This window comes from Loktanella gaetbuli (assembly GCF_020531945.1).
Lineage (GTDB): Bacteria > Pseudomonadota > Alphaproteobacteria > Rhodobacterales > Rhodobacteraceae > Loktanella > Loktanella gaetbuli.
Genome location: NZ_JAJATZ010000005.1, coordinates 91,187 through 112,281 on the forward strand (window position 1 = coordinate 91,187; position 21,095 = coordinate 112,281).

21 protein-coding genes are annotated in these 21,095 nt (G+C 63.6%); 14 read left to right on the forward strand and 7 right to left on the reverse strand.

Annotation, left to right across the window (positions count from 1 at the left end; translation table 11 throughout):
- Window positions 1–21: 21 nt before the first annotated feature.
- From LGQ03_RS11670 to LGQ03_RS11680, 3 genes are all read left to right on the forward strand, one after another.
- Complete coding sequence (locus tag LGQ03_RS11670; protein ID WP_226748544.1) at window positions 22–1,902, forward strand: OmpA family protein; 1,881 nt, start codon at window positions 22–24, stop codon at window positions 1,900–1,902.
- 15 nt (window positions 1,903–1,917) lie between these two features.
- Window positions 1,918–2,232 carry a hypothetical protein gene (locus LGQ03_RS11675; RefSeq protein ID WP_056035239.1) on the forward strand — a complete coding sequence of 105 codons (315 nt, stop codon included), beginning with the start codon at window positions 1,918–1,920 and terminating at the stop codon, window positions 2,230–2,232.
- 208 nt (window positions 2,233–2,440) lie between these two features.
- Window positions 2,441–2,956 carry a porin family protein gene (locus LGQ03_RS11680; protein WP_226748545.1) on the forward strand — a complete coding sequence of 172 codons (516 nt, stop codon included), beginning with the start codon at window positions 2,441–2,443 and terminating at the stop codon, window positions 2,954–2,956.
- A 130-nt stretch (window positions 2,957–3,086) separates the two neighbouring features.
- Here the strand turns inward: LGQ03_RS11680 and LGQ03_RS11685 are convergent, their stop codons facing one another.
- Window positions 3,087–5,012, reverse strand: a complete 1,926-nt coding sequence (locus LGQ03_RS11685; RefSeq protein WP_226748546.1) for a PhoX family protein — start codon at window positions 5,010–5,012, stop codon at window positions 3,087–3,089.
- Between the two features lie 248 nt (window positions 5,013–5,260).
- Between LGQ03_RS11685 and LGQ03_RS11690 the strand changes: the two genes are divergently transcribed.
- A complete protein-coding gene (locus LGQ03_RS11690; protein WP_226748547.1) occupies window positions 5,261–5,935 on the forward strand; it encodes a type 1 glutamine amidotransferase domain-containing protein in 675 nt (224 codons plus the stop codon).
- 81 nt (window positions 5,936–6,016) lie between these two features.
- Here LGQ03_RS11690 and LGQ03_RS11695 read toward each other — a convergent pair whose 3' ends face one another.
- Together LGQ03_RS11695 and LGQ03_RS11700 are read right to left on the reverse strand one after the other, a co-directional pair.
- Complete coding sequence (locus LGQ03_RS11695) at window positions 6,017–7,117, reverse strand: DcaP family trimeric outer membrane transporter (RefSeq protein ID WP_226748548.1); 1,101 nt, start codon at window positions 7,115–7,117, stop codon at window positions 6,017–6,019.
- 167 nt (window positions 7,118–7,284) lie between these two features.
- The gene (locus LGQ03_RS11700) at window positions 7,285–8,250 is read right to left on the reverse strand and encodes an L-threonylcarbamoyladenylate synthase (protein WP_226748549.1); all 966 of its coding nucleotides are present in this window, start codon (window positions 8,248–8,250) and stop codon (window positions 7,285–7,287) included.
- A 92-nt stretch (window positions 8,251–8,342) separates the two neighbouring features.
- On the opposite strand from LGQ03_RS11700, the gene LGQ03_RS11705 reads away from it, so the two are divergent.
- The 4 genes from LGQ03_RS11705 (at window position 8,343) to LGQ03_RS11720 (ending at window position 11,970) form a co-directional block, all read left to right on the forward strand.
- Window positions 8,343–10,049, forward strand: coding sequence for an acyl-CoA dehydrogenase (locus tag LGQ03_RS11705; RefSeq protein ID WP_226748550.1), 1,707 nt, complete (start codon window positions 8,343–8,345; stop codon window positions 10,047–10,049).
- Window positions 10,050–10,107: 58 nt separating this feature from the next.
- Entirely contained in the window at window positions 10,108–11,151 is a 1,044-nt protein-coding gene (locus tag LGQ03_RS11710; protein WP_226748551.1) for an MBL fold metallo-hydrolase, read from the forward strand.
- Window positions 11,152–11,224: 73 nt separating this feature from the next.
- A complete protein-coding gene (locus LGQ03_RS11715) occupies window positions 11,225–11,359 on the forward strand; it encodes an aa3-type cytochrome c oxidase subunit IV (RefSeq protein WP_090160015.1) in 135 nt (44 codons plus the stop codon).
- Window positions 11,359–11,970, forward strand: coding sequence for a hypothetical protein (locus LGQ03_RS11720; RefSeq protein ID WP_226748552.1), 612 nt, complete (start codon window positions 11,359–11,361; stop codon window positions 11,968–11,970). Before LGQ03_RS11715 ends, LGQ03_RS11720 begins: the two co-directional genes overlap by 1 nt.
- Here LGQ03_RS11720 and LGQ03_RS11725 read toward each other — a convergent pair.
- Together LGQ03_RS11725 and LGQ03_RS11730 are read right to left on the reverse strand one after the other, a co-directional pair.
- Window positions 11,967–12,296 carry an AzlD domain-containing protein gene (locus tag LGQ03_RS11725; protein WP_226748553.1) on the reverse strand — a complete coding sequence of 110 codons (330 nt, stop codon included), beginning with the start codon at window positions 12,294–12,296 and terminating at the stop codon, window positions 11,967–11,969. The genes LGQ03_RS11720 and LGQ03_RS11725 overlap by 4 nt on opposite strands.
- Complete coding sequence (locus LGQ03_RS11730) at window positions 12,293–12,991, reverse strand: AzlC family ABC transporter permease (RefSeq protein WP_226748554.1); 699 nt, start codon at window positions 12,989–12,991, stop codon at window positions 12,293–12,295. Before LGQ03_RS11730 ends, LGQ03_RS11725 begins: the two co-directional genes overlap by 4 nt.
- Before the next feature lie 51 nt (window positions 12,992–13,042).
- Here LGQ03_RS11730 and LGQ03_RS11735 point away from each other — a divergent pair, with 51 nt between their 5' ends.
- From LGQ03_RS11735 to LGQ03_RS11760, 6 genes are all read left to right on the forward strand, one after another.
- Complete coding sequence (locus LGQ03_RS11735) at window positions 13,043–13,927, forward strand: formate dehydrogenase accessory sulfurtransferase FdhD (RefSeq protein ID WP_404807657.1); 885 nt, start codon at window positions 13,043–13,045, stop codon at window positions 13,925–13,927.
- Between the two features lie 183 nt (window positions 13,928–14,110).
- Entirely contained in the window at window positions 14,111–14,692 is a 582-nt protein-coding gene (mobA, locus tag LGQ03_RS11740; RefSeq protein WP_226748556.1) for a molybdenum cofactor guanylyltransferase MobA, read from the forward strand.
- Window positions 14,689–15,183: a molybdopterin-guanine dinucleotide biosynthesis protein B gene (gene mobB, locus LGQ03_RS11745; RefSeq protein WP_226748557.1), complete on the forward strand. Its 495-nt coding sequence runs from the start codon at window positions 14,689–14,691 to the stop codon at window positions 15,181–15,183. Before mobA ends, mobB begins: the two co-directional genes overlap by 4 nt.
- Complete coding sequence (locus tag LGQ03_RS11750) at window positions 15,180–17,276, forward strand: molybdenum cofactor synthesis domain-containing protein (RefSeq protein ID WP_226748558.1); 2,097 nt, start codon at window positions 15,180–15,182, stop codon at window positions 17,274–17,276. Before mobB ends, LGQ03_RS11750 begins: the two co-directional genes overlap by 4 nt.
- The gene (locus LGQ03_RS11755) at window positions 17,273–17,851 is read left to right on the forward strand and encodes a GNAT family N-acetyltransferase (protein WP_226748559.1); all 579 of its coding nucleotides are present in this window, start codon (window positions 17,273–17,275) and stop codon (window positions 17,849–17,851) included. The genes LGQ03_RS11750 and LGQ03_RS11755 overlap by 4 nt, the downstream gene beginning before the upstream one ends.
- A 138-nt stretch (window positions 17,852–17,989) precedes the next feature.
- On the forward strand, window positions 17,990–19,012 hold the full coding sequence (locus LGQ03_RS11760) for an aspartate-semialdehyde dehydrogenase (RefSeq protein ID WP_056035283.1): 1,023 nt from the start codon (window positions 17,990–17,992) through the stop codon (window positions 19,010–19,012).
- A 68-nt stretch (window positions 19,013–19,080) separates the two neighbouring features.
- On the opposite strand, the gene LGQ03_RS11765 is transcribed toward LGQ03_RS11760, so the two are convergent.
- Entirely contained in the window at window positions 19,081–20,301 is a 1,221-nt protein-coding gene (locus tag LGQ03_RS11765; RefSeq protein ID WP_226748560.1) for a GGDEF domain-containing protein, read from the reverse strand.
- A gap of 79 nt (window positions 20,302–20,380) precedes the next feature.
- Complete coding sequence (locus LGQ03_RS11770; RefSeq protein WP_090159867.1) at window positions 20,381–21,028, reverse strand: carbonic anhydrase; 648 nt, start codon at window positions 21,026–21,028, stop codon at window positions 20,381–20,383.
- Window positions 21,029–21,095 lie beyond the last annotated feature (67 nt).

The following is a 21,095-nucleotide window of genomic DNA, read 5'->3' on the forward strand; positions in this document are numbered from 1 at the left end:
AACAGACAGGATTCTGGCCACATGCGGCTATCCCACATCTTTCTGCGCGCCGGTGTCTTCGTTCTTGCCGCGGGGGTCTGCGTTCTGGCAGCCCGCGCCACGGTCGCCGTGGTCGAGGACGTCTCGGTGATGTCGGTCCAAGAAAATCTGGTCGACGCGGAAATGCCCTGGGCGTCGGTCATCGGTGACGGACTTCAGGTCATCATCGAGGGCAACGCCCCGTCAGAGGCAGCACGGTTTCGCGCAATGTCATCCGCCGGACGTGTCGTGGATGCCAGCCGTGTCATCGACAACATGACGGTGACCGATTCCGACGCGATGGCCGCACCGGACTTTGCGGTGGAAATCCTGCGCAACGATCAGGGCGTGTCGCTGATCGGCCTGATCCCCACAGCCTCGGACCGCGAGGCCCTGACCGCACGGATCGAACGGATCGCCGATGGCGCGGATGTCACCGATTTTCTGGAAACGGCAAATTATCCGGTCCCGCCCGAGTGGCGTGCCGCGATGAACTATGCCCTTCTGGCCTTGGATCTGCTGCCGCGTTCGAAAATCTCGGTCACTGCGGAACGAGTCGAGATCAAGGCCATCGCCGACAGCGCGACCGAAAAGGCGCGACTGGAATCCGCACTGGCGCGCAATGCGCCGCAGACTGTCGCCCGCACCGTGACCATCACCGCACCGCGCCCGGTCATTTCACCCTATACCGTGCGGTTCACCAAGGATGCGGACGGCACCCGGTTTGATGCCTGTGCCGCCGACAGCGTCGAATCCGAGGACCGGATCATCGCTGCGGCCAGCGCCTTGGGCTTTGACGCCAACTCGCCTTGCGTGCAGGCACTGGGCGCGCCGACCTCGCAATGGGGCGATGCGGTGGTCACGGCCATTGCCGCACTGACCGATCTTGACGGCGGCACCGTGACCCTGTCCGACACGGCCGTCACGCTGCAAGGGCTCGAGACCACGGACCAGGCCGCATTCGAACGCGCTGCAGGAGAGCTGGAAAACGCCCTGCCCGACGTGTTCGAGCTGACCACCGATTTGCCGCGCCCGGCCGAGGTCACCGTCGAAGGTCCGCCGACATTCAGCGCGACACGCAGCCCGGAGGGTGCCGTGCAACTGCGTGGCCGGATCGAGAACGATCTGGCGAACGTGACCGCCGAAAACTACGCCGCTGCCAAATTCGGTGCCGCGAATGTCACGATGGGCACCCGCATCACCGAAGGTCTGCCAGCGGATTGGTCCGTGCGCGTTCTGGCGGGTCTGGAATCGCTGGCACAGCTGACCAACGGCGCGGTGACCGTCACGCCCGAAACAGTGCGTGTGTCGGGCAACACCGGCAACGCAAACGCGGCTGCAACCATCACGACGCTACTGATCGACAAACTGGGCCCCACCGCAGAGGCCGATCTGGACATCACCTACGTCGAGGCGCTGGACCCCGTTGCGGGCCTGCCCACGCCGGACGAATGCATCGCCCAGATCGCCGTGGTGACGGAGAACCGCAAGATCCTGTTCGACCCTGGTTCCGCATCGCTGACCGGGCCATCGCAGGACATCATGGATGACATCGCCGAAATCCTGCAAAACTGTCTGGATATCGAACTGCGGATCACCGGCTATACCGACAGCCAGGGCGGCGAAGAGATGAACCAGCAGTTGTCACAACAGCGCGCCGAGGCCGTGTTGGACGCACTGCGGCTGCGGCGCGTGCCGATCGGATCTTTCGTCGCCGAGGGTCTTGGCGAAGCCAACCCGATTGCCGATAACGACACCGCCGATGGCCGCGAGGCGAATCGACGGATCGAATTTTCGCTGATCCAACCCGAACCCACCGTCGAAGAACCCTCGACGCTCGAACAGATGGAACAGGACGCCGACGCCACCGACGCCGACCAGTAATCGCAGGAAACCCACTTGAACCGCATTGAATTCATCGTCGCAACCGCCATCATTCTGTTCATCGCATTTGCGCTTGGGTGGTTTGCCAACTGGCTGGTCACCCGTGCCACCCGCGTGACCAAGGCCGAGATCGGTGAACTGGACCGCATGGCCCAGGCCCTGCACGAGGCCGAGGAAACCCGCGATCAGGCGATCACCTACCTGCAACAGCGCGAAGCTGAAATCACCAACCAGCTGTCCCAGACCGAGGCCGAACTGCGCGCCGCCATGGACGGCCTGCGCGACGCCCGCCGCGAGGCCGAAGAACTGCGCAGCCAGCTGCGCGGCTAGGCGCAGACCCCCGCAACCACACCCGGCTTTGCGTCATGCGGGCCGATGAAGCGTTGCTGACTGCGGTCAGATGCCGCAGCATTGCAAAACCCCTGAAAAACAGGCGCTTTGAGTGCCTGAATTTATGCGTTTCAGATGAAACCCTGCGGCCTGTTTTCCCGTGTGTCCAAGCGACCAGAACGTGGTCGACAACAACAGGGAGAATGACATGAACCTCAAACCACTTCTGATCGGTGCAATGATGGCCGGATTGCCTGCCACCGTCATGGCACAGGACGTGACGGGTGCCTACTTCGGCATCGCCGCCGGTGGGTCCGACATCGACGTCAATTCAGGCGCTCTTGATGGGGACGGCCCCTCTGTGGGTATCTACGCAGGCTATAATTTTGCCGCGAACGGGGTCATCTACGGCGGTGAATTCGACTTTGATTCCAACCAGTACGAAGTCCCCGCAGCCGGTGCCACCGTCGACTACGCGACCCGCCTCAAGGCACGTGTCGGTGTGCCCGTGGGACCGGGTGTCGCCTATGGTGTCGGCGGTTTCATCCTTGCCACATCCGATCAGCTCGATGATGGCCGTGGTTACCTCTACGGTGTGGCCTACGACATGCCCTTTGGCGATTCCTACCATGTTGGTGCTGAAATTCTGCAGCATGAATTCGACGATGACGTCCTCGAAGTGGGTGTGACCACGTTCAAGGTCCGCGTCGGCTTCAACTTTTGATTGACGCCTGCCGGGAACGAGACGTTCCGGCAGACCCCTGCTCGACAAAAGACCGCGGCCCCTCGGGGCTGCGGTCATCATTTCATCGGGGCTCACCCGGCACTGTCACCGTGCCGGGCTATTTGTGTCGTCAGCCGACCAGCGCGCCGTCATCACGCTTGACCACGACGATGGCAGACCGGGGCAGCGATCCTTCGCCGTCCGGGAAACTTCCACCCGGATGCTGGATGCCGACGAACATCGACCGCTTGTCTGCCGACCATGTCAGGCCCGTGACCTCGGACCCCTTGGGGCCGGTCAGGAACCGGCGGATCTCGCCCGTCACCGGATCACCCACCAGCATCTGGTTGTTGCCCATGCCGGCAAAGTCGCCCTCGTTGTCGTCGTCGCCGTCGGTCTGGATCCACATCATGCCCGTCGTGTCGAACATCATCCCGTCGGGCGAGTTGAACATGTTCCCGGCGTTGATGTTGGCCGTTCCAGCATAGGGGCCTTCGGTGTGAACCGACGGGTTGCCCGCCATCACGTACAGATCCCAGTCAAAGGTGGATGCGGCATGGTCGTCGCCATGCGGACGCCAGCGCACGATCTGACCATAGTTGTTGACCTCGCGCGGGTTGGGCGCGTTCACGGTCATCGGTTCCCCTGCGGCATTGGTGCGGATCGCACCCGTGTCGTCGGTGGCACCGCGCCGCGAGTTGTTGGTCAGGCAGCAATAGCCTTCGATCGCGGTGGGGTTGACGGCGATCCACTCGGGCCGGTCCATCGTGGTGGCACTGACCGCAGTGCCCGCCATACGGGTAAAAATCGCGATCTCGGCCTCGGACATGCCGGTGTCCTCTGGCGTCAGCGCCAGCCAGATACCTGTGCCGTCGTCATTGAACTTGGCCACATGCAGCTGACCCTCGCTCAGCAGGGTCGAGGTATCGCCACCGGGAACATAGACGTCGCGGCTGACCCATTTGTACATGTATTCGCCACGCTCGTCGTCACCCATGTAGACGACGACCCGACCATCGGGTGCCAGCGCATAAGCGGCGTTTTCATGTTTGAAACGGCCCAGTGCGGTATGTTTCACCGGTGTCGCATCCGTGTTCCAAGGGTCGATTTCCACGACATAGCCCGCGCGATGCGGCTCGTTCGGGTTCTGCGACAGATCGAAACGCGCGTCGAAACCGTGATAGTTGTAGCGACCGGGATCGACCTCGGTCGACACGCCGTAGCGTTCGAACCCGTTGGCATGGACCTCGTCCAGCGACAGCTCTGCGGTGGTGCCAAAGTAGCCGTTGAAGTTTTCTTCGCAGGTCAGATAGGTGCCCCAGGGGGTGCGCCCCGAACCACAGTTGTTGAACGTGCCCAGCGATTGCGTGCCGGTCGGATCGGCCGCCGTCTTGAGCAGGTCATGACCTGCGGCGGGTCCGTCGATCGCCATCGGGGTGCGGTGGTGGATGCGGCGGTTGTAGGGGCTGTCGACCACGACCTGCCAGCCATCATCGCCTTCGGTCACTTCCATCACGGTCACGCCCTGGAAATTCTGCAGACGGATCACGTCATCGGCAGAGGCGGGCTGACCCTCTTGTTCGGCAGGCAGGTTGATGCCGCCGTTCACATATTCGGAATTCACGACCAGCAGTTCGGTGCCACCCTTGTGGAACAACTCCATGCCGTCGGTATTTTCGCCGAACACGCGGTCAGATCCTTCGGTCGGAATACCCGTTGCGGGGTCGAATGCGGGCGCGTCGCTGAACAGGGCATCACCCCAGCGCACCAGAACGTCCCATGTATAGCCGGCGGGCACATGCACCGTGCCATCGGTCTGCGGGGCCAGCTGATCAAAGGCAAAGCGCGACGCCTGCTGCGCCATCGCAGAAGTGCCGTTCAGCAGCCCGGTGCCCATCACGGCTGCACCGGATCCGAACGCCAGCACGCCGCCCAGAAAACCGCGACGTGAAATTGCACGTTCGACCACGCGGTCAAAATCCTGAACTTCGTCGCGCGGAAATTTCAGCTCGTCTTCGTCGTCGAATGACAGCTCGTCGTAATTGATCTGATCCATGTCCCGTCCTGTCTTTGCAGAAAACCATCTCCCTCGCCTGAACGCGAGGTGTGATTCTGACGCTAGGGAATGCACGTAACAGATGAATGTCATGGCACGGGTGATTGCCACGGATGGGACCGGTGCCTGCGATGCCGCAACGTTATCGCCCATTGGTGGAACATTCGCCAATGGCTGCGCATTGGGACAGTGAATGCCGCGGCAACCGTCCGCGGCTTTGTGCATTTGTTTCCTAGAAAGGATACTCCATGAAAATTCTGATGGTTCTGACCTCGCACGATCAACTGGGCGACACCGGCAAGAAAACCGGCTTCTGGCTCGAGGAATTTGCAGCACCCTACTACGTATTCAAGGACGCCGGTGCCGACATCACGCTGGCATCGCCCAAGGGTGGCCAGCCGCCGCTGGACCCCGGTTCGGATACCGAGGATGCGCAGACCCCCGCCACTGACCGTTTCAAGGCCGACGACGACGCGCAGAAGGTTCTGGCCAACACGCATGTGCTGTCCACGATCGACGCCAGCGAATACGACGCCGTGTTCTACCCGGGCGGCCACGGGCCATTGTGGGATCTGAGCCAGGATGCCGACAGCATCAAGCTGATCGAAACCGTTGTCGCGTCAGACCGCCCGCTGGGTGCCGTCTGCCACGCCCCCGCCGTGTTCCAGAACACCAAGGGCGCCGACGGCAAGCCGCTGGTTTCGGGTCGCAAGGTGACGGGTTTCACCAACACCGAAGAAGAGGCCGTGGGCCTGACCGATGTGGTGCCGTTTCTGGTCGAGGACATGCTCAAGGCGAACGGCGGTCACTATGAAAAGGCCGACGATTGGGCGTCCTTTGTTGTGACCGACGGCAAACTGGTGACGGGTCAGAACCCGGCATCGTCTGAAGAAGCCGCCAAGGAACTGCTCAAACTGGTCTGAATGAAAAAGCCGGGGCGCATTTCGCGCCCCGGCTCTCGGACATGCGGCGGGCGGCATGCAGGCCGCCCGCAATTTCATGGATCAGAACGTATAGGTGACGGACGCCTGCACCCGGTCCACATCATAGGACTGGCCACCAAAGGTCTCGCGCGAGCCGTAGAAATACTCGATCCCGACGCTGGTATTTTCCACGATGTCATAGTTCGCATTCACGTGGATCGTTTCCAGCTTTTCGGTGCTGTCAGCCGTCGCACCCGTATCGTTTTCACGCACACCATACATCGCCCGCAGCGTCAGCTTGTCTCCGACGGCCTGCGTGAGTGAAATGTAGGCGGCCTGCATTTCGATGGCATCACCGTTGGAATCCAGATCCTCGCCCAGGAAAACCATATAAGAATTGATACCCTCGCCGATGGTATAGGCGGCATCAATCGTGGTGTTCCGAAAGGTCGCCGTCCCGGACAGGTTGACGCCGTAGGTATCGACCTCGCCGCCCGCGCCGTCATTGATTTCGCCGCTCAGGACAGAAGCACGCAACAGAAGCGGGTCCGTGTCATAGGCCAGTGCCGCGATGAATACCGGGCTGTCGCTGTCACCGTTCGATTCCTCGATCGCGGCCTCCGCCACGAAATTTCCACCAAACTCCGCCGTATAGCGCAACTGGGTCTGCCGGGCGAAGGGGATCGCGGCGAGGCCCTGGAAATCCAGTGTCGCCGGATAGGACGAGAGCGGCATGAAGGTCGTCCAGTACTTGCCGACCCGAATACCGCCCAGCGTTGCTGTCGCATGGCGCAAACGAAAGGTTTCACCCTCGCCGTAGAAATCACCTTCGACCTGTGTGCCCAGCTCGCCCATCGGGGTCTGGGTCGTGGTGCGGAAACCCAACCGGGTCTGACGTGCCGTCGCGTTAAAGAAATCGCCTTCTTCGCTGGCCGCGCCGATGGCGTTCAGCCCAAAGGTGGTGTTCCCCAACTCGTACCCAAAATCGTAGATGAAGTCGGCCTTGATGTAGCCATAGAGGTCAAGTTCCGTCCCGCTTCCGAAACTCAGGGGGGCCGTACGCGGTGCTGCCTCCAGTTCGGCGACTCGTGCCTCGAGTGCGGCAACGCGGTCAGTATGGGCCTCTGCGTGGGCGGCGGTCGCACCGACCGACGCAAGTGCAATGATCAGTCTGGTCTTCATAGCCGTCGTCTCCATCTCTTATTTGCAATTTTGGGTGTGCAGTAACACCTAGACCACGATCATGTGAGGTCGAGGAACCAAGATCTAAGATATTGATATCAAACACACATGAATGGTGGTCAGCCCCAAACCGCAGGCCAGAGCGTATGCGGCCGGCCCTGCCCGGTTCAGTCGCGCGGGGCCGCCGCGCGCTTGAGCCGATCATTGATTGCGCGACCCAGCCCGTGGTCCGGCACCGGTGCCACGGCGATCGCGCTGGCCTCCATCGCGTCCAGACGGTGCAGGCAGTCGAACAATCGCGCAGCGGCCTCTTGCAGGTCGCCGCTTGCGGATAGGGTCAGATCGCCCGCGATCGCCCCGAACCCCAACAGGGTCTCCCCCGGCAAGGCCTGCACCGCGTTCAGCCGCACCCGGCCACGCGGCGCATAATGGCTGGCCAATTGCCCGGGTGCTGTCGGTGCTGCTGCGTCATCTTCCCCCGCAGTCAGCGCACGGCCCAGCGCCGCCTCGATCGCCTCAGCCGGCACACCACCGGCGCGCAACAAGCGCGGTGTTCCCGCCACGCTGACAATCGTTGACTCCAGCCCCACGCCGCAGGCCCCACCGTCCACGACCGCCGCGATCCGCCCGGCGAGTCCCGCCAGCACATGCGCTGCCGTCGTCGGTGAAATCCGGCCCGATGGATTGGCAGAGGGTGCCGCCACCGGCCCGCCAAAGGCACGCAATACCCCCTGCGCCACGGGATGATCGGGCACCCGCACCGCCAGCGTATCCAGTCCGGCCGTCACCAGTGAAGAAATACCGGCATCCGCCCGCATCCGCCCGACCAGCGTCAACGCCCCCGGCCAGAACGCCTGCGCCAGAACCTGCCCATCTGCACCGAGGTCAATCAAGCCGGCGGCATCGGCCAGACTGGCGACATGGACGATCAACGGATTGAAACTGGGCCGCCCCTTGGCGGCATAGATCCCCGCAACAGCATCGGCATTGCGTGCATCCGCGCCCAGCCCGTAGACCGTCTCGGTCGGAAAGGCGACGCAGGCCCCTTGGGTCAGCAGCGCAGCCGCCCGCGACAGACCTGCTGCATCCGGTCGCAGGTGTTCTGACGTGGCGTTTGCGTTGCGCGGTTGCATGCTTTGGCTACCTTCGGGCAAAGTTCGCACCGACATACCGATCACGCTGGCCGCTGCCAAGCGTGACCGATTAGCAAAGAGGCCGTAATCTGATGCCATACCGCGCACCCGCCGCCGACTACCAGTTCATCCTCGATCACGTTGCGGGCTTTGCCGAGGTCACCGCGACCGACCGCTTTGCCGAGGCGACATCCGATGTCACCAGTGCAATCCTGTCAGAAGCCGCCAAGATGTGCGACGACATTCTTGCCCCGCTGCAACGCGCCGGTGATCTGCACCCCGCGCGTCTGGAAAACGGTGTGGTGCGCACCTCGCCGGGCTATGCCGACGGCTACAAGGCCATCGCCGAGGGCGGCTGGATCGGCATGAGCGCCTCCGAAACCTACGGCGGCATGGGCCTGCCCTTTGCGCTGTCGATCGCGGTCAACGACCTGATGTCGGGCGCGTGCCTGTCCTTGCAGCTCAAGCCGCTGATGGCCCAGGGCCAGATCGAGGCGCTGGAACACCACGCGTCCGACGCGATCAAGGATCTGTACCTGCCCAAACTCATCAGCGGCGAATGGTCCGGCACCATGAACCTGACCGAACCGCAGGCCGGGTCCGACGTCGGTGCCCTCTCAACAAAGGCCGAACCCAACGGCGACGGCACCTACGCGATCACCGGACAGAAGATCTACATCAGCTGGGGGGACAATGATTTCACCCAGAACGTCTGCCACCTCGTGCTGGCCCGTCTGCCCGACAGCGTGCCGGGCACCAAGGGGATCAGCCTGTTCCTTGTCCCGAAATATATCCCCGATGCCGACGGCAACCCTGGCAAACAGAACGATCTGCGCGTCGTGTCGCTGGAACATAAAATGGGCCTGCACGGATCGCCCACAGCCGTGATGGAATATTCCGGTGCGACCGGCTGGATGGTCGGCCCCGAAAACGGCGGCATGGCCGCGATGTTCACCATGATGAACAACGCCCGCGTCGGCGTCAGCACCCAGGGCATCGGTGCGGCCGAGGGTGCCTATCAGCACGCGCTGGCCTATGCGCTGGACCGCAAACAGGGCCGCGTCGGTGGCACCGGCACCATCGTCGAACATGCCGACGTGCGCCGGATGCTGGCCGAAATGAAGGCCGAGGTCTTTGCCGCGCGGTCGATTTCCGCGATGTGCGCTGTGGCCCTCGACATGACGACCGCAACGGGTGACGCCACCCACCGCGCCCGCGCGGCCCTGCTGACGCCGATTGCAAAATCGTTCGGGTCGGATACGGGCATCAAGGTCGCCTCAATGGGGATTCAGGTCCACGGCGGCATGGGCGTGATCGAGGAAACGGGTGCCGCGCAATACGTCCGCGACGTGCGCGTCACCGCCATCTACGAAGGCACCAACGGCATTCAGGCGATGGACCTCGTGGGGCGCAAGATGATGGACGGCGGCGAAGCCGCACAGGCCCTGCTGGACGAAATCCAGTCCGGTGCCGATGCGGCCAAGGGCACCTTTCCCGATCTGGCAGAGGCCGTCTGGCAAGCCGCCGCCGATATGTCAGAGGCGACGGATTGGCTGGTCTCGCGGACCGATATGCAGGACCGTTTTGCGGGGGCCGTGCCGTATCAATCCGCCTTTGCCCGCGTGCTGGGGGCCCATGCCCACCTGCGTGCCGCAATGCAGGACGACCCCGCGCGTCAGCGTCTGGCAAGGTTCTACATCACCCGCCTGCTGCCAGAGGTGACGGGATTGCTGGCCCATGTGCGCACCGGTGCCACGGACCTGATGGCCGTCACACCCGAGGATCTGGCCGTCGCTTGATCCGCATGACGGCGGGTTGCCTTTGCGACCCGCCGCAAAGCCTGCCACAAGGTCAGGCATGAAGATTGCAACACCCTTTCCTGACCCACCCGCACCCGGCACCGCCATCACGGTGGCCCCCGGCATCCTGTGGATGCGACTGCCCCTGCCGATGGCGCTGGATCACGTCAATGTCTATGCGCTGGACGACGGGGATGGCTGGACGATCGTCGATACCGGGTTCGACACGCGCAAGACCCGCGCGATCTGGCAGGATCTTCTGGATGGACCGCTGGCAGGCAAACCCGTCACCCGTGTTCTGGTCACCCACCACCACCCCGATCACATCGGGCTGGCTGGTTGGTTCATGGCCCAGGGCGCGGAACTGCTGACCACGCGCACGGCCTATCTTCAGGCGCGGATGCTGATTTTGGACGAACAATCCGAACCTCTGCCGGAACAGATCGCATTCTGGACGCGCGCCGGCATGGATGGCCCCACGCTGGCCAGGCGCAGCGCTGAACGTCCCTTCAATTTTGCCGATTGCGTGCATGCCTTGCCGCTGGGTTTTACCCGCCTGATCGAAGGCGGCACCCTGACCGCAGCAGGCCGCACCTGGGACATCCGCATGGGTGACGGCCATGCGCCGGAACACGCGACCCTTTGGTCGCGCGACGGCGACGTCGTGTTGGGTGGGGATCAACTGCTGTTGTCGATCAGCCCGAACCTTGGCGTTTATCCCACAGAACCCGACGCGGACCCCGTTGCCGACTGGATCGAATCCTGTGAACGGTTCCTGCCGCATGCCCACCCGGATCAACTGATCCTCGGCGGCCACAAATTGCCCTATACGGGCCTGCCGTTGCGTCTGCGGCAGATGATCGACAATCACCACAACGCTCTGGCGCGGTTGGCCGCCTACCTCGACGCCCCCCGCACGGCGGCCCAATGCTTTCCCGTTCTGTTCAAACGCACCATCGACGCAGGCACCTACGGGCTCGCGCTGGTGGAATCGGTTGCCCATCTGAATCACCTGCATCAGGCCGGGCGCGCGACACGCGAACTGGCCGATGACGGCGCGTGGTATTTCACGGCAGCACCTGACGGCATTGCGACCGAATAGACCATCCGCAGGGCGTGACAGCCCCGCCCGAATGGGCTATTTCAGCGCCAAAGCACACCCAGGGGACACAGACATGTCAGACCACAAGCACGGCGAAATGGACACCACCGAACACGAAAAGACCTTTGACTGGTTCATGTGGTTCATTTCGCGCGGAGCCGTCGCGATCATCGTCCTGCTGATCTTCCTCGCGCTCGTCAACGGCTGATGCTGACCCGGCGTCTTGTCCTGCTTGGCGGGGCTGCCGCGCTTGCAAGCTGTTCCGCACCGCAGACATCGTCACCGCCCGACCTGATCGCCCAGCGCCAGTTCGCAGGCCCCGGTCCGCGCGTGCTGACGCTGTACACGATGCGCAGCATTTCCAACGACAGCGGCGCGCATACCGCCCTGCTGATCGACGCGCCCAGCCAGAGGATCATGTTCGACCCCGCCGGATCGTTCCGCCACAGTTTTGTCGCGGAACGCAACGACGTGCTCTTCGGCATGACCCCCGAGGTCGAGGCCTATTACGTCTCGTACCACGCGCGAGAGACGTTCTATGTCATCGCCCAGACGATCCCCGTCAGTGATGCCGTGGCAGAACGGGCCGCGACCCTCGCGCTGACGAACGGCCCCGTGCCGCAGGCCTTCTGTGCGCGTGCCACATCCGGCATCCTGCGCGCCTTGCCAGGGTTTGAGCGGCTGCCAAGCACGTTCTCGCCCAACCGGTTGTCGGATGCGTTCGGCGCACTGCCGGGTGTCACGACACGCGAATGGCGCGAAAACGATCCCGACAACAAGGCGCTGGCGCTGGCCGAAATCGAAATGCAGATGCGCTAGAACGCGCCCGTCAGCCATAGCCCCAGATACAGCGTCGCAAACCCTGCCAACACGGCGGGGATCACGCTGCGCGTCCACAACCCCACCGCCAGCGCCACCGCAGCGGCGCACAGACGCGCGGGTTCCGGTGCGCCCCCCGTTGCCGCAGGCCACACCACCAAGGGTGCCACCAGCCCCGGCAGCACCGCAACAGGCGTATACCGCAGCAGGCGCAACACCAGCGGCGGCATCGGCCGCGTCCCGATCAGCCCCAGAAACGAGAACCGGATCAGAAACGTCCCCACGCCCAGCGCCAGGATCACCGTCCAGATCACTGCATCAGTCATGCCCGCCTCCCCTCGACAATCACACCTGCCGCCATCGCACAGGCAGCCGCGATCAACAGCCCCGTGCCCGACGGCAACCCGACCAGCGCCAACCCCACGACAACCGACACCAGCGCCGCCGCCACATGCGCCAGCGTCCGAAGCATCGGCCCCACCATCGCGATAAATGTGATCGGCAGCGCGAAATCCAGCGCCGCCGCATCCGGGATGCGCGCCCCCAAGAGCGCGCCCGCCAGCGTCGCCAGCACCCAGGTCGGCGCGATCGGCGTCGCCACACCAAAGAAAAACGCGACCCGGTCACGCAGGGGCATCGTGCCATCGGCCTCGTAGCGCGCGACAGCAGCGACATAACTCTGATCGAACAGCAGATAGGACACGCAGGCGCGTTTCCACAGCGGGGCCTCACCCAGATAGGGCACCAGCGACGCGCTATACATCGCCATGCGCAGGTTGACCGCCAGCGCCGCCAGCAAGGTCAGCGCAACGCCCGCATTGTCCACGATCATCTGCAACGCGGCAAATTGCGACGCTCCGGCGATCACCAGCACGCTGAACCCCATGGCCTGCCCGATGCTCAACCCCGCCTCGACAGCCGACACGCCAAACAGGGCAGCAAAGGGTACGGCAACCAGCAAAAATGGCATCCCGTCGCGGACACCTTGCAGATAGGCTGATTTCCCGGTGGCAAGGGCCATGGTTTCCCCCTAAGTTTCAGTCCTCACCCGGTTACGCCTGACCCACAGGAACTGCAATTGGCCAATCTCATCCCCCCCGGCATCCGGATCGCTCCCGCGCCGGATGACCCGCACCTGACCCGCAGCGTCACAGGCACCGATCACACGGGTGCGCCCATAGACCTCGCCGTGGTCGAGGAACGCCCCCTCACGATCTACCTCAACGCACGTGAAATCGTCACCGCCATGACGATCGGCGATCATCCCGAATACCTCGCCTTGGGGTTTCTGCTCAATCAGGGCATGCTGAAACGCAGCGATCAGGTGACCCGCGTGGACTATGACGAAGAGGTCGAAACCGTCGTCGTCCGCACCGCGCAGCAAACCAACCACGAGGACAAACTCGCCCGCAAGACCCGGACCTCCGGTTGCGCTGTCGGCACCGTATTCGGCGACATGATGGAAGGTCTGGATGGTCTGACCCTGCCGGATACGCCTGTCCGGACATCGCACCTCTACGCGCTGTCGCACCAGATCAACCGCACACCCAGCCTGTATCTTGCGGCAGGTGCAATCCACGGCACCGTCCTGTGCCGTGATGCCCAGCCGCTGATCTACATGGAGGACGTGGGCCGCCACAATGCCGTCGACAAGATCGCTGGCTGGATGTTTTCCGAAACCGAAACACCGGGCGACAAGATCCTCTACACGACAGGCCGCCTGACCTCCGAAATGGTGATCAAGACCGCACTGATGGGCATCCCGACACTGGTGTCCCGGTCGGGCTTTACCGCCTGGGGTGTCGAAATTGCGCGACAGGTCGGCCTGACCCTGATCGGTCGCATGAAAGGGCAGCGCTTCGTCTGCCTGTCAGGCGAACACCGCCTGATACGCGACGCCGACCCCGCAGCGCAGGCTGACGAGCCGCGCAAATCGGCCCGCAAGGGCAGTGCCTGACATGTATGCCATCCTCAATAGGCCTAGCCGCATGGCGGTCTTCTTCTGGTCGGAAATATCCCGGGGTCCGGGGCAGCGCCCCGGGAACACACACCCTCGCCAGGCGCAACCGGAACAGCCCACGGCTACGGGTCGGCGGGCGGGGCGCCTTTCGCGTCAGCGAAACAGCGGCGCGGGCCGACCATGAGGGCACCACTTGGCATCATCCTTGCAGGCGGTCAGGCCACCCGCATGGGCGGCGGCGACAAGGGACTCTTGCGCCTCGACACCAGCCGCATCATCGACCACGTCATCGCACGACTGGACCCGCAATGCGACGGGCTGGCGCTGAACGCCAACGGCGATCCGGCACGCTTTGCACCTCTTGGTCTGACCGTGATCGCGGATAGCATCGCAGATCACCCCGGACCGCTGGCAGGCGTGCTGGCAGGCCTCGACCATGCGGCTACGACCGGCCACAGCCACATCGTCACCGCCGCCGCCGACACGCCGTTCCTGCCCTGCGATCTGGTCCCGCAACTCCAGCTGGCGGGCGGCGCGACAGGCCTGGCGCTCGCCGCGTCACCGGGCGGGCGGCAGCCGACCTTTGGCCTCTGGCCCGTCAGCTTGCGCAACGCGCTGCGACAGGCCCTGCAAGACGGCACCCGCAAGGTCGTCCAGTTCACCCGCGCCCATGATGCCGGCACGGCGGAATTTCCCGACGATGCTGCGTTTTTCAACGTAAACACCCCTGACGATCTTGCCACTGCACAGGCCATGTTATGAAAATCTACGGCATCACCGGCTGGAAAAACGCAGGCAAGACCGGACTGATGGAACGCCTCGTCGCCGAAATCACCGCGCGCGGTTTTACCGTGTCCACGATCAAACACGCCCACCACAGCGTCGATGTCGATCAACCCGGCAAGGACAGCTACCGCCACCGTCAGGCGGGCGCGCAGCAGGTGGTGCTCGCCTCCGCCAACCGCTGGGCGCTCATGACCGAGTTGCGTGGCGCGGATGAACCGCCTCTCGCGGATCTGCTGGCGCAACTCGCCCCCGTCGATCTGGTCCTGATCGAAGGCTACAAACGCGACACCCATCCCAAGGTCGAGGCCTTTCGCGCTGTCACCGAAAATCCCCTGATTGCCACCAATGACCCCACCATCCGCGCAGTCGCCACCGACAGCCCGCTCGACATCGACCGCCCGTTGCTGGACCTGAACGATACGGCCGCCATCGCCGATTTTATCCTGACAGAGGTGGGACTGGCATGACCCATGATCCCCGCTTTGACACGGTCATCGCCGTGGATTGCTCCAGCGGCAACGATCGCGGCCCGCGTCCGACCGCCGATGCCATCTGGACCTGTATCGCCCGCGCCGGTCAGGCACAGACCCCAGTCTATCACCGCAACCGCGCCTTGGCAGAGGCTTATCTGATCGACACGCTCGCCGATGAACTGGCCGCAGGTCGCCGCACCCTCGCGGCCTTTGATCTGTGTTTCGCCTATCCCAGCGGCTTTGCGCAGGCACTGACGGGCCATGCCGACCCCCTCGCCCTGTGGGACTGGTTCGCAGCACGCGTCCAGGACGCACCCAAATCCAACAACCGATTTGCCCTCGCAGGCCAGATCAACGCGCGATTCCCCGGCACTGGCCCGTTCTGGTTCAATGGTCTGAAATCCGACATCCCGGATCTGCCCCGGACCAAGGCGGACTACGGCGACCATGGCCTGCCCGAATTTCGCGGTGCCGACATGGCGGCAAAAGGTGCGCAATCCCCGTTCAAACTGGGCGGTGTTGGCGCCGTGGGTGGTCAGGTCATCATGGGCCTGCCGACCCTGTCACGCCTCCGGGCGCGCTTTGGTGCGGATATCGCCGTCTGGCCGTTCCAACCCGCCGACCGCGCGATCACACTGGCCGAAACCTACTTTTCGCTCCTGCCCGCAGCCCTCGCGGCAGAGGCACACGACATCAAGGACGCCGCCCAGACCGCCCTTTACGCGCGCAGCTTTTCGGCCCTGCCGCCCGCGCAGATGGCCCGCTGCCTCGACGTGCCCGCAAGTGACGAAGGCTGGGTGCTGGGCGTCGGGTCAGAGGACATCCTCGCCGCCGCGCAACTGACCCCGCCGCCCCTGCGCAACGATTGTTTCGCCATGCCACAAGGCGCGCATTGGACGCCGGTGGAAACAGCCCTGGCCCATCTGCGCGACCGGCTCAGCCCGGTCACGGCAACACAGACGATCCCGCTGGTAAAGGCCGCCGGACGCATCCTTGCCGCCGCCGTGGCAGCCACACGCAGCCATCCTCCTCATGCCAATGCCGCCGTCGACGGCTACGCCTTTGCCGGACCGCTGCCCGCTGGCCCCCACACCTTGCCGCTGCACCCGGGTCGCGCCGCCGCTGGCGTACCATTCGACGGCACGGTGCCGCCCGGTCACGCACTGCGCATCCTGACCGGCGCGAACATCCCGGACGGCACCGATACCGTGGTGCTGCAAGAGGACGTCAGTGCCAACGCCACCCACATTGCCCTGCATGGCCCGCTGAAACAGCGCGCCAATGCCCGCCGCGCGGGCGAGGACATGATGGCGGGCGACGCCGTCCTGCCTGCGGGCCGCCGCCTGACCGCCGCCGATCTGGCAACCCTCGCCGCCTGCGGTACGGGTCAGGTCAGCGTCCGCGCGACCCTGCGCGTGGGCGTCCTGTCCACGGGTGACGAATTGCGCGACCCCGGCACGCCCGCGACCGACGGGCAGATCTATGACGCCAACCGCGCCATGCTGCTGGCCGATGTTGCGGGGTGGGGTCACACGCCCGTCGATCTTGGCCGCGCGCCCGATGACCGCGACAAGCTCCGCACCATCCTGACCGGGGCCGCCACCCGTTGCGACGCGATCCTGACATCCGGCGGGGCATCGGCGGGCGACGAGGATCATGTGTCTGCACTTCTTGCGACCACCGGCAGCTTTGCCCTGTGGCGTATCGCCGTGAAACCGGGCCGGCCGCTGGCGATGGGGCTCTGGGACGACACGCCCGTGTTTGGCCTGCCGGGCAACCCCGTCGCCGCCCAGGTCTGCGCGCTGATCTTTGCCCACCCCGCACTTGCCGTGCTCGCAGGGGCCGACTGGCCCGCGCGCCAATCCTTCACCGTGCCCGCAGCCTTTGCGAAATCCAAGAAGCCCGGCCGCCGCGAATACCTGCGCGCCCGCATCACGGACGGTGCGGCAGAGGTTTTCCCGTCCGAAGGGTCAGGCCGTGTCTCGGGTCTGTCATGGGCGACCGGGCTCGTTGAACTGCCGGACGATGCCGCCGACATCACGCCGGGCACGCCCGTGACCTACCTGCCCTTCACGGGCTTCGCATGATCATCCGCGCAGGCCTGCCCGCATCCGACCGCGACGCGGCGGCGACCCTCTACTGGCAGGCCTTCGGCCAGAAACTGGCCCGCGTCATGGGCCCCGACGCCAAAGCTATGCGCTACATCATCCGCGTGATGCGCACCGACCACGTCATCGCCGCCCATGCAAACGACGGCACACTCCTGGGCGTGGTCGGGTTCAAATCACGCGATGGCGCATTCGTCGACGGCACGTTCCACGACCTGCGCGCCGTCTATGGCTGGGCCGGTGCCCTCTGGCGCGCAGCACTGCTGTCACTGCTGGAACGCGACATCGACAACACCCGCTTTTTGCTGGACGGCCTCTGCGTCGCTCCCACCGCGCGGGGGCAAGGCATCGGCTCCGCCCTACTGGACGCCATCTGCACAGAGGCCCGCACACGCGGCTATGCCAAGGTGCGCCTGGATGTCATCGACACGAACCCCCGCGCCCGCGCACTCTATACGCGCTACGGTTTCAGGGCCACGAACACCCAGACCATCGGCCCGCTCAGCTACATCTTTGGTTTCACCAGCAGCACCACGATGGTCAAAACCCTCTGACCGCACCCATCGCTGTTTTCAAAATATCCCGGGGGAGGTGCGACAGCACCGGGGGCAGCGCCCCCCTGACCACACCATCCGCCCTTTCCCTTTGCAGCGTTTCAGCGTAACAGCCCAACGTCATTCAAGGAGCAGACCATGGGCTACAGAATCGCCATCGTCGGGGCCACGGGCAACGTGGGCCACGAAATGCTGAACATCCTCGCCGAACGGGCGTTCCCCGTTGACGAGATCGTCGCACTTGCCAGCCGCCGTTCGCTCGGCACCGAAGTCAGCTTTGGTGAGAAAACTCTGAAAACCAAGGACCTCGATGCCTTCGATTTCACCGGCTGGGACATGGCCCTGTTTGCCGTGGGGTCCGAGGCGACCGCGAAATATGCACCCATTGCCGCCAAGGCCGGCTGCGTCGTCATCGATAACTCCTCGCTCTACCGTTACGACAGCCAGATCCCGCTGATCGTTCCCGAGGTGAACCCCGAGGCGATCCACGACTACAAGAACAAGATGATCATCGCGAACCCCAACTGCTCGACCGCGCAGATGGTTGTCGCGCTCAAGCCGCTGCACGATCGCGCCCGGATCAAACGCGTCGTCGTCAGCACCTACCAGTCCGTGTCCGGCGCGGGCAAGGAAGGCATGGATGCGCTGTGGGACCAGACCAAGGCGGTGTATAACCCCACCGACAACACCGGCGTGACCAAGTTCACCAAACAGATCGCGTTCAACGTCATCCCCCATATCGACGTGTTCATGGAAGACGGGTCCACCAAGGAAGAGTGGAAAATGGTCGTCGAAACCAAAAAGATCGTCGACCCCAAGATCAAGGTCACGGCAACCTGCGTGCGCGTGCCCGTGTTCGTCGGCCATTCGGAATCGATCAACATCGAATTCGAGGATTTCCTTGACGAAGAAGAGGCCCGCGACATCCTGCGCGAGGCACCCGGCGTCATGGTGATCGACAAGCGCGAGGACGGTGGCTACGTCACGCCGATCGAATGTGTCGGCGATTTCGCAACCTTCATCAGCCGCATCCGTCAGGACAGCACGATCGACAACGGCATCAACCTGTGGTGCGTGTCCGATAACCTGCGCAAGGGTGCGGCCCTGAATGCTGTGCAGATCGCCGAACTTCTGGGCCGCGAGTGCCTGAAGAAAGGCTGATCCGCCCCGTTATCTGACCGTTTCACGGGCGGGCCAACAGGTCCGCCCGTTTGCTTTTGCAGGGGGGATCACGCGATTTGACGCAGATCAACGATCGGTCCCGCCGGCTCTGAAAACCGCCAGCAATCTCGCCCAGCACGCTTGGCCTGATAGAGTGCGGCATCCGCATCCGACATCAGCACCGCGCGGTCGAACGGGTCAGCGGCGGATGACACGGCCAACCCGATACTGATCGTGACCCGGTTCACGCCGTCCAGCCGGCCCGGATGCGGATCGGCCATGCCGCGGATTTCGCGGATGATTTCGGTGGCAAGCGCCTTGGACCCGCTGGATGTCGCGCCCCGCATCACCACGGCAAATTCCTCGCCGCCGATACGGGCGATCTGCACATGGGGTCCCAATGCAACCGCTGACAGGGTTGCCGCGACCCGGCGCAGGCAACCGTCGCCTGCCGGATGCCCCATCGTGTCGTTGTACAACTTGAAATGATCGATATCGATCATCATCAACCCGACAGCATCGTGGCCAGCCACCCAGTCGGACATCATCCATTCGAAACTGCGGCGGTTGGGAATCCCTGTCAGCGCGTCGGTCAGCGACAGCATGGTCATGCGGCGTTCGGAGTTTTCAGCGGTTCGCGCCCGATCCGCAGCCCTGTAGGCACGCATGTAATCCTCGCAACGTCGCCGTTCGCTGTGATGGTTTGCATACAGGCAGAACACCGCGGCAAGGATCATCTGCAACGTCAGTGGCCAGATCAGCGTGGTCGCGATGGCCGGGTTGGTCCAGATCACGGCCAGCGTCAGACCCAGCACGACCGCCGTATAGATGATCGCATGCCGAAACCGCAGGGTAATCAGGGTCGTGGCGAAAACGATCATCAGGATCATCTCGTTTGTCAGCAACAACGCCCATTGCGACCGGGACGACCACAACACAAAGACCGGCACCAGATAGGCATTGATCATGCCGACCAGCAGGATGCGTTCCCGCCAGATCGCATTCACCCGCTGCAGGACCATCATCATGGCAAAGGACAACGGTGTCACCACAGCAAGCCGCATGACCAGCCCATGCCAGAAGACGTCGCCGGCCAGCACATATGCGGTCAGGTTGTAGGCATTGTACATGACCAGACCAAACACGACCATCCGGTTGACCAGCCGCAGTCGGACCGCCTCATGCTCTGCCTCATAGGCGGCATCAATATCCGGGGCGAACCGCAGCAGGATGTCATATCCTGCATCAGTTCCGTTCCAACCGCGCAACAAGGTGGGCCACCGCATCATCCGTGCAGCGTGCCGCCAAGAGATTAACAAATGCTTTAGATCGACGCCCCAACCGCACGACGTCGTGCGTGTCCAGCCGCTAGATCGGGTGGAATGCCCCACTGGGGGGGTCATAAACCTCGAGCGAGCCATTGCCGATATGGTTCCAGACGCCGTGCAAGGTCAGCTCACCCGACTCGACGGCTGCCCGCACGAATGGAAAGCTCATCAGGTTTTCGAGGCTGATCAGCACGCCTTCCTTTTCCAGCGCGCGTTTGCGCGTCGCATCATCCCCCTGCGGCAAGCGGTCGTATCCGGGACGCAGAATATCCATCCACCGCCCGACGAAACTGGTTTTCTCCTCCAGCGCGGGGGCATGGCCCTCGCACATCTCGTAACAGCCTTCGACACCGCCACAGCCTGAATGACCCATCACGACCAGATGCGACACATGCAGTGACGTAACCGCGTATTCCACGGCCGCAGAGGTGCCGTGATGTTCACCATCCGAAACAAAGGCCGGCACCAGATTGGCGATATTCCGGTGAATAAAGAATTCGCCCTGATCCGCCCCGAACATCGCGGTGACATGCACCCGGCTGTCGCAGCAGGAGATGATCATCGCGCGCGGGCGCTGTCCTTCGTCGGCCAGACGCCGATACCAGCCCTTGTTCTGTGAATATGTGGTCGCCTGCCAGCCATGAAACCGTGTGATCAGGTATTCGGGAAGAGGTCTTGCGAAGTCCATGATCGCGCTTTCCGTAATTTTTACCCCTGAAACCTATCGCGCATTTTAGGGGAATTCGAGGCATTAA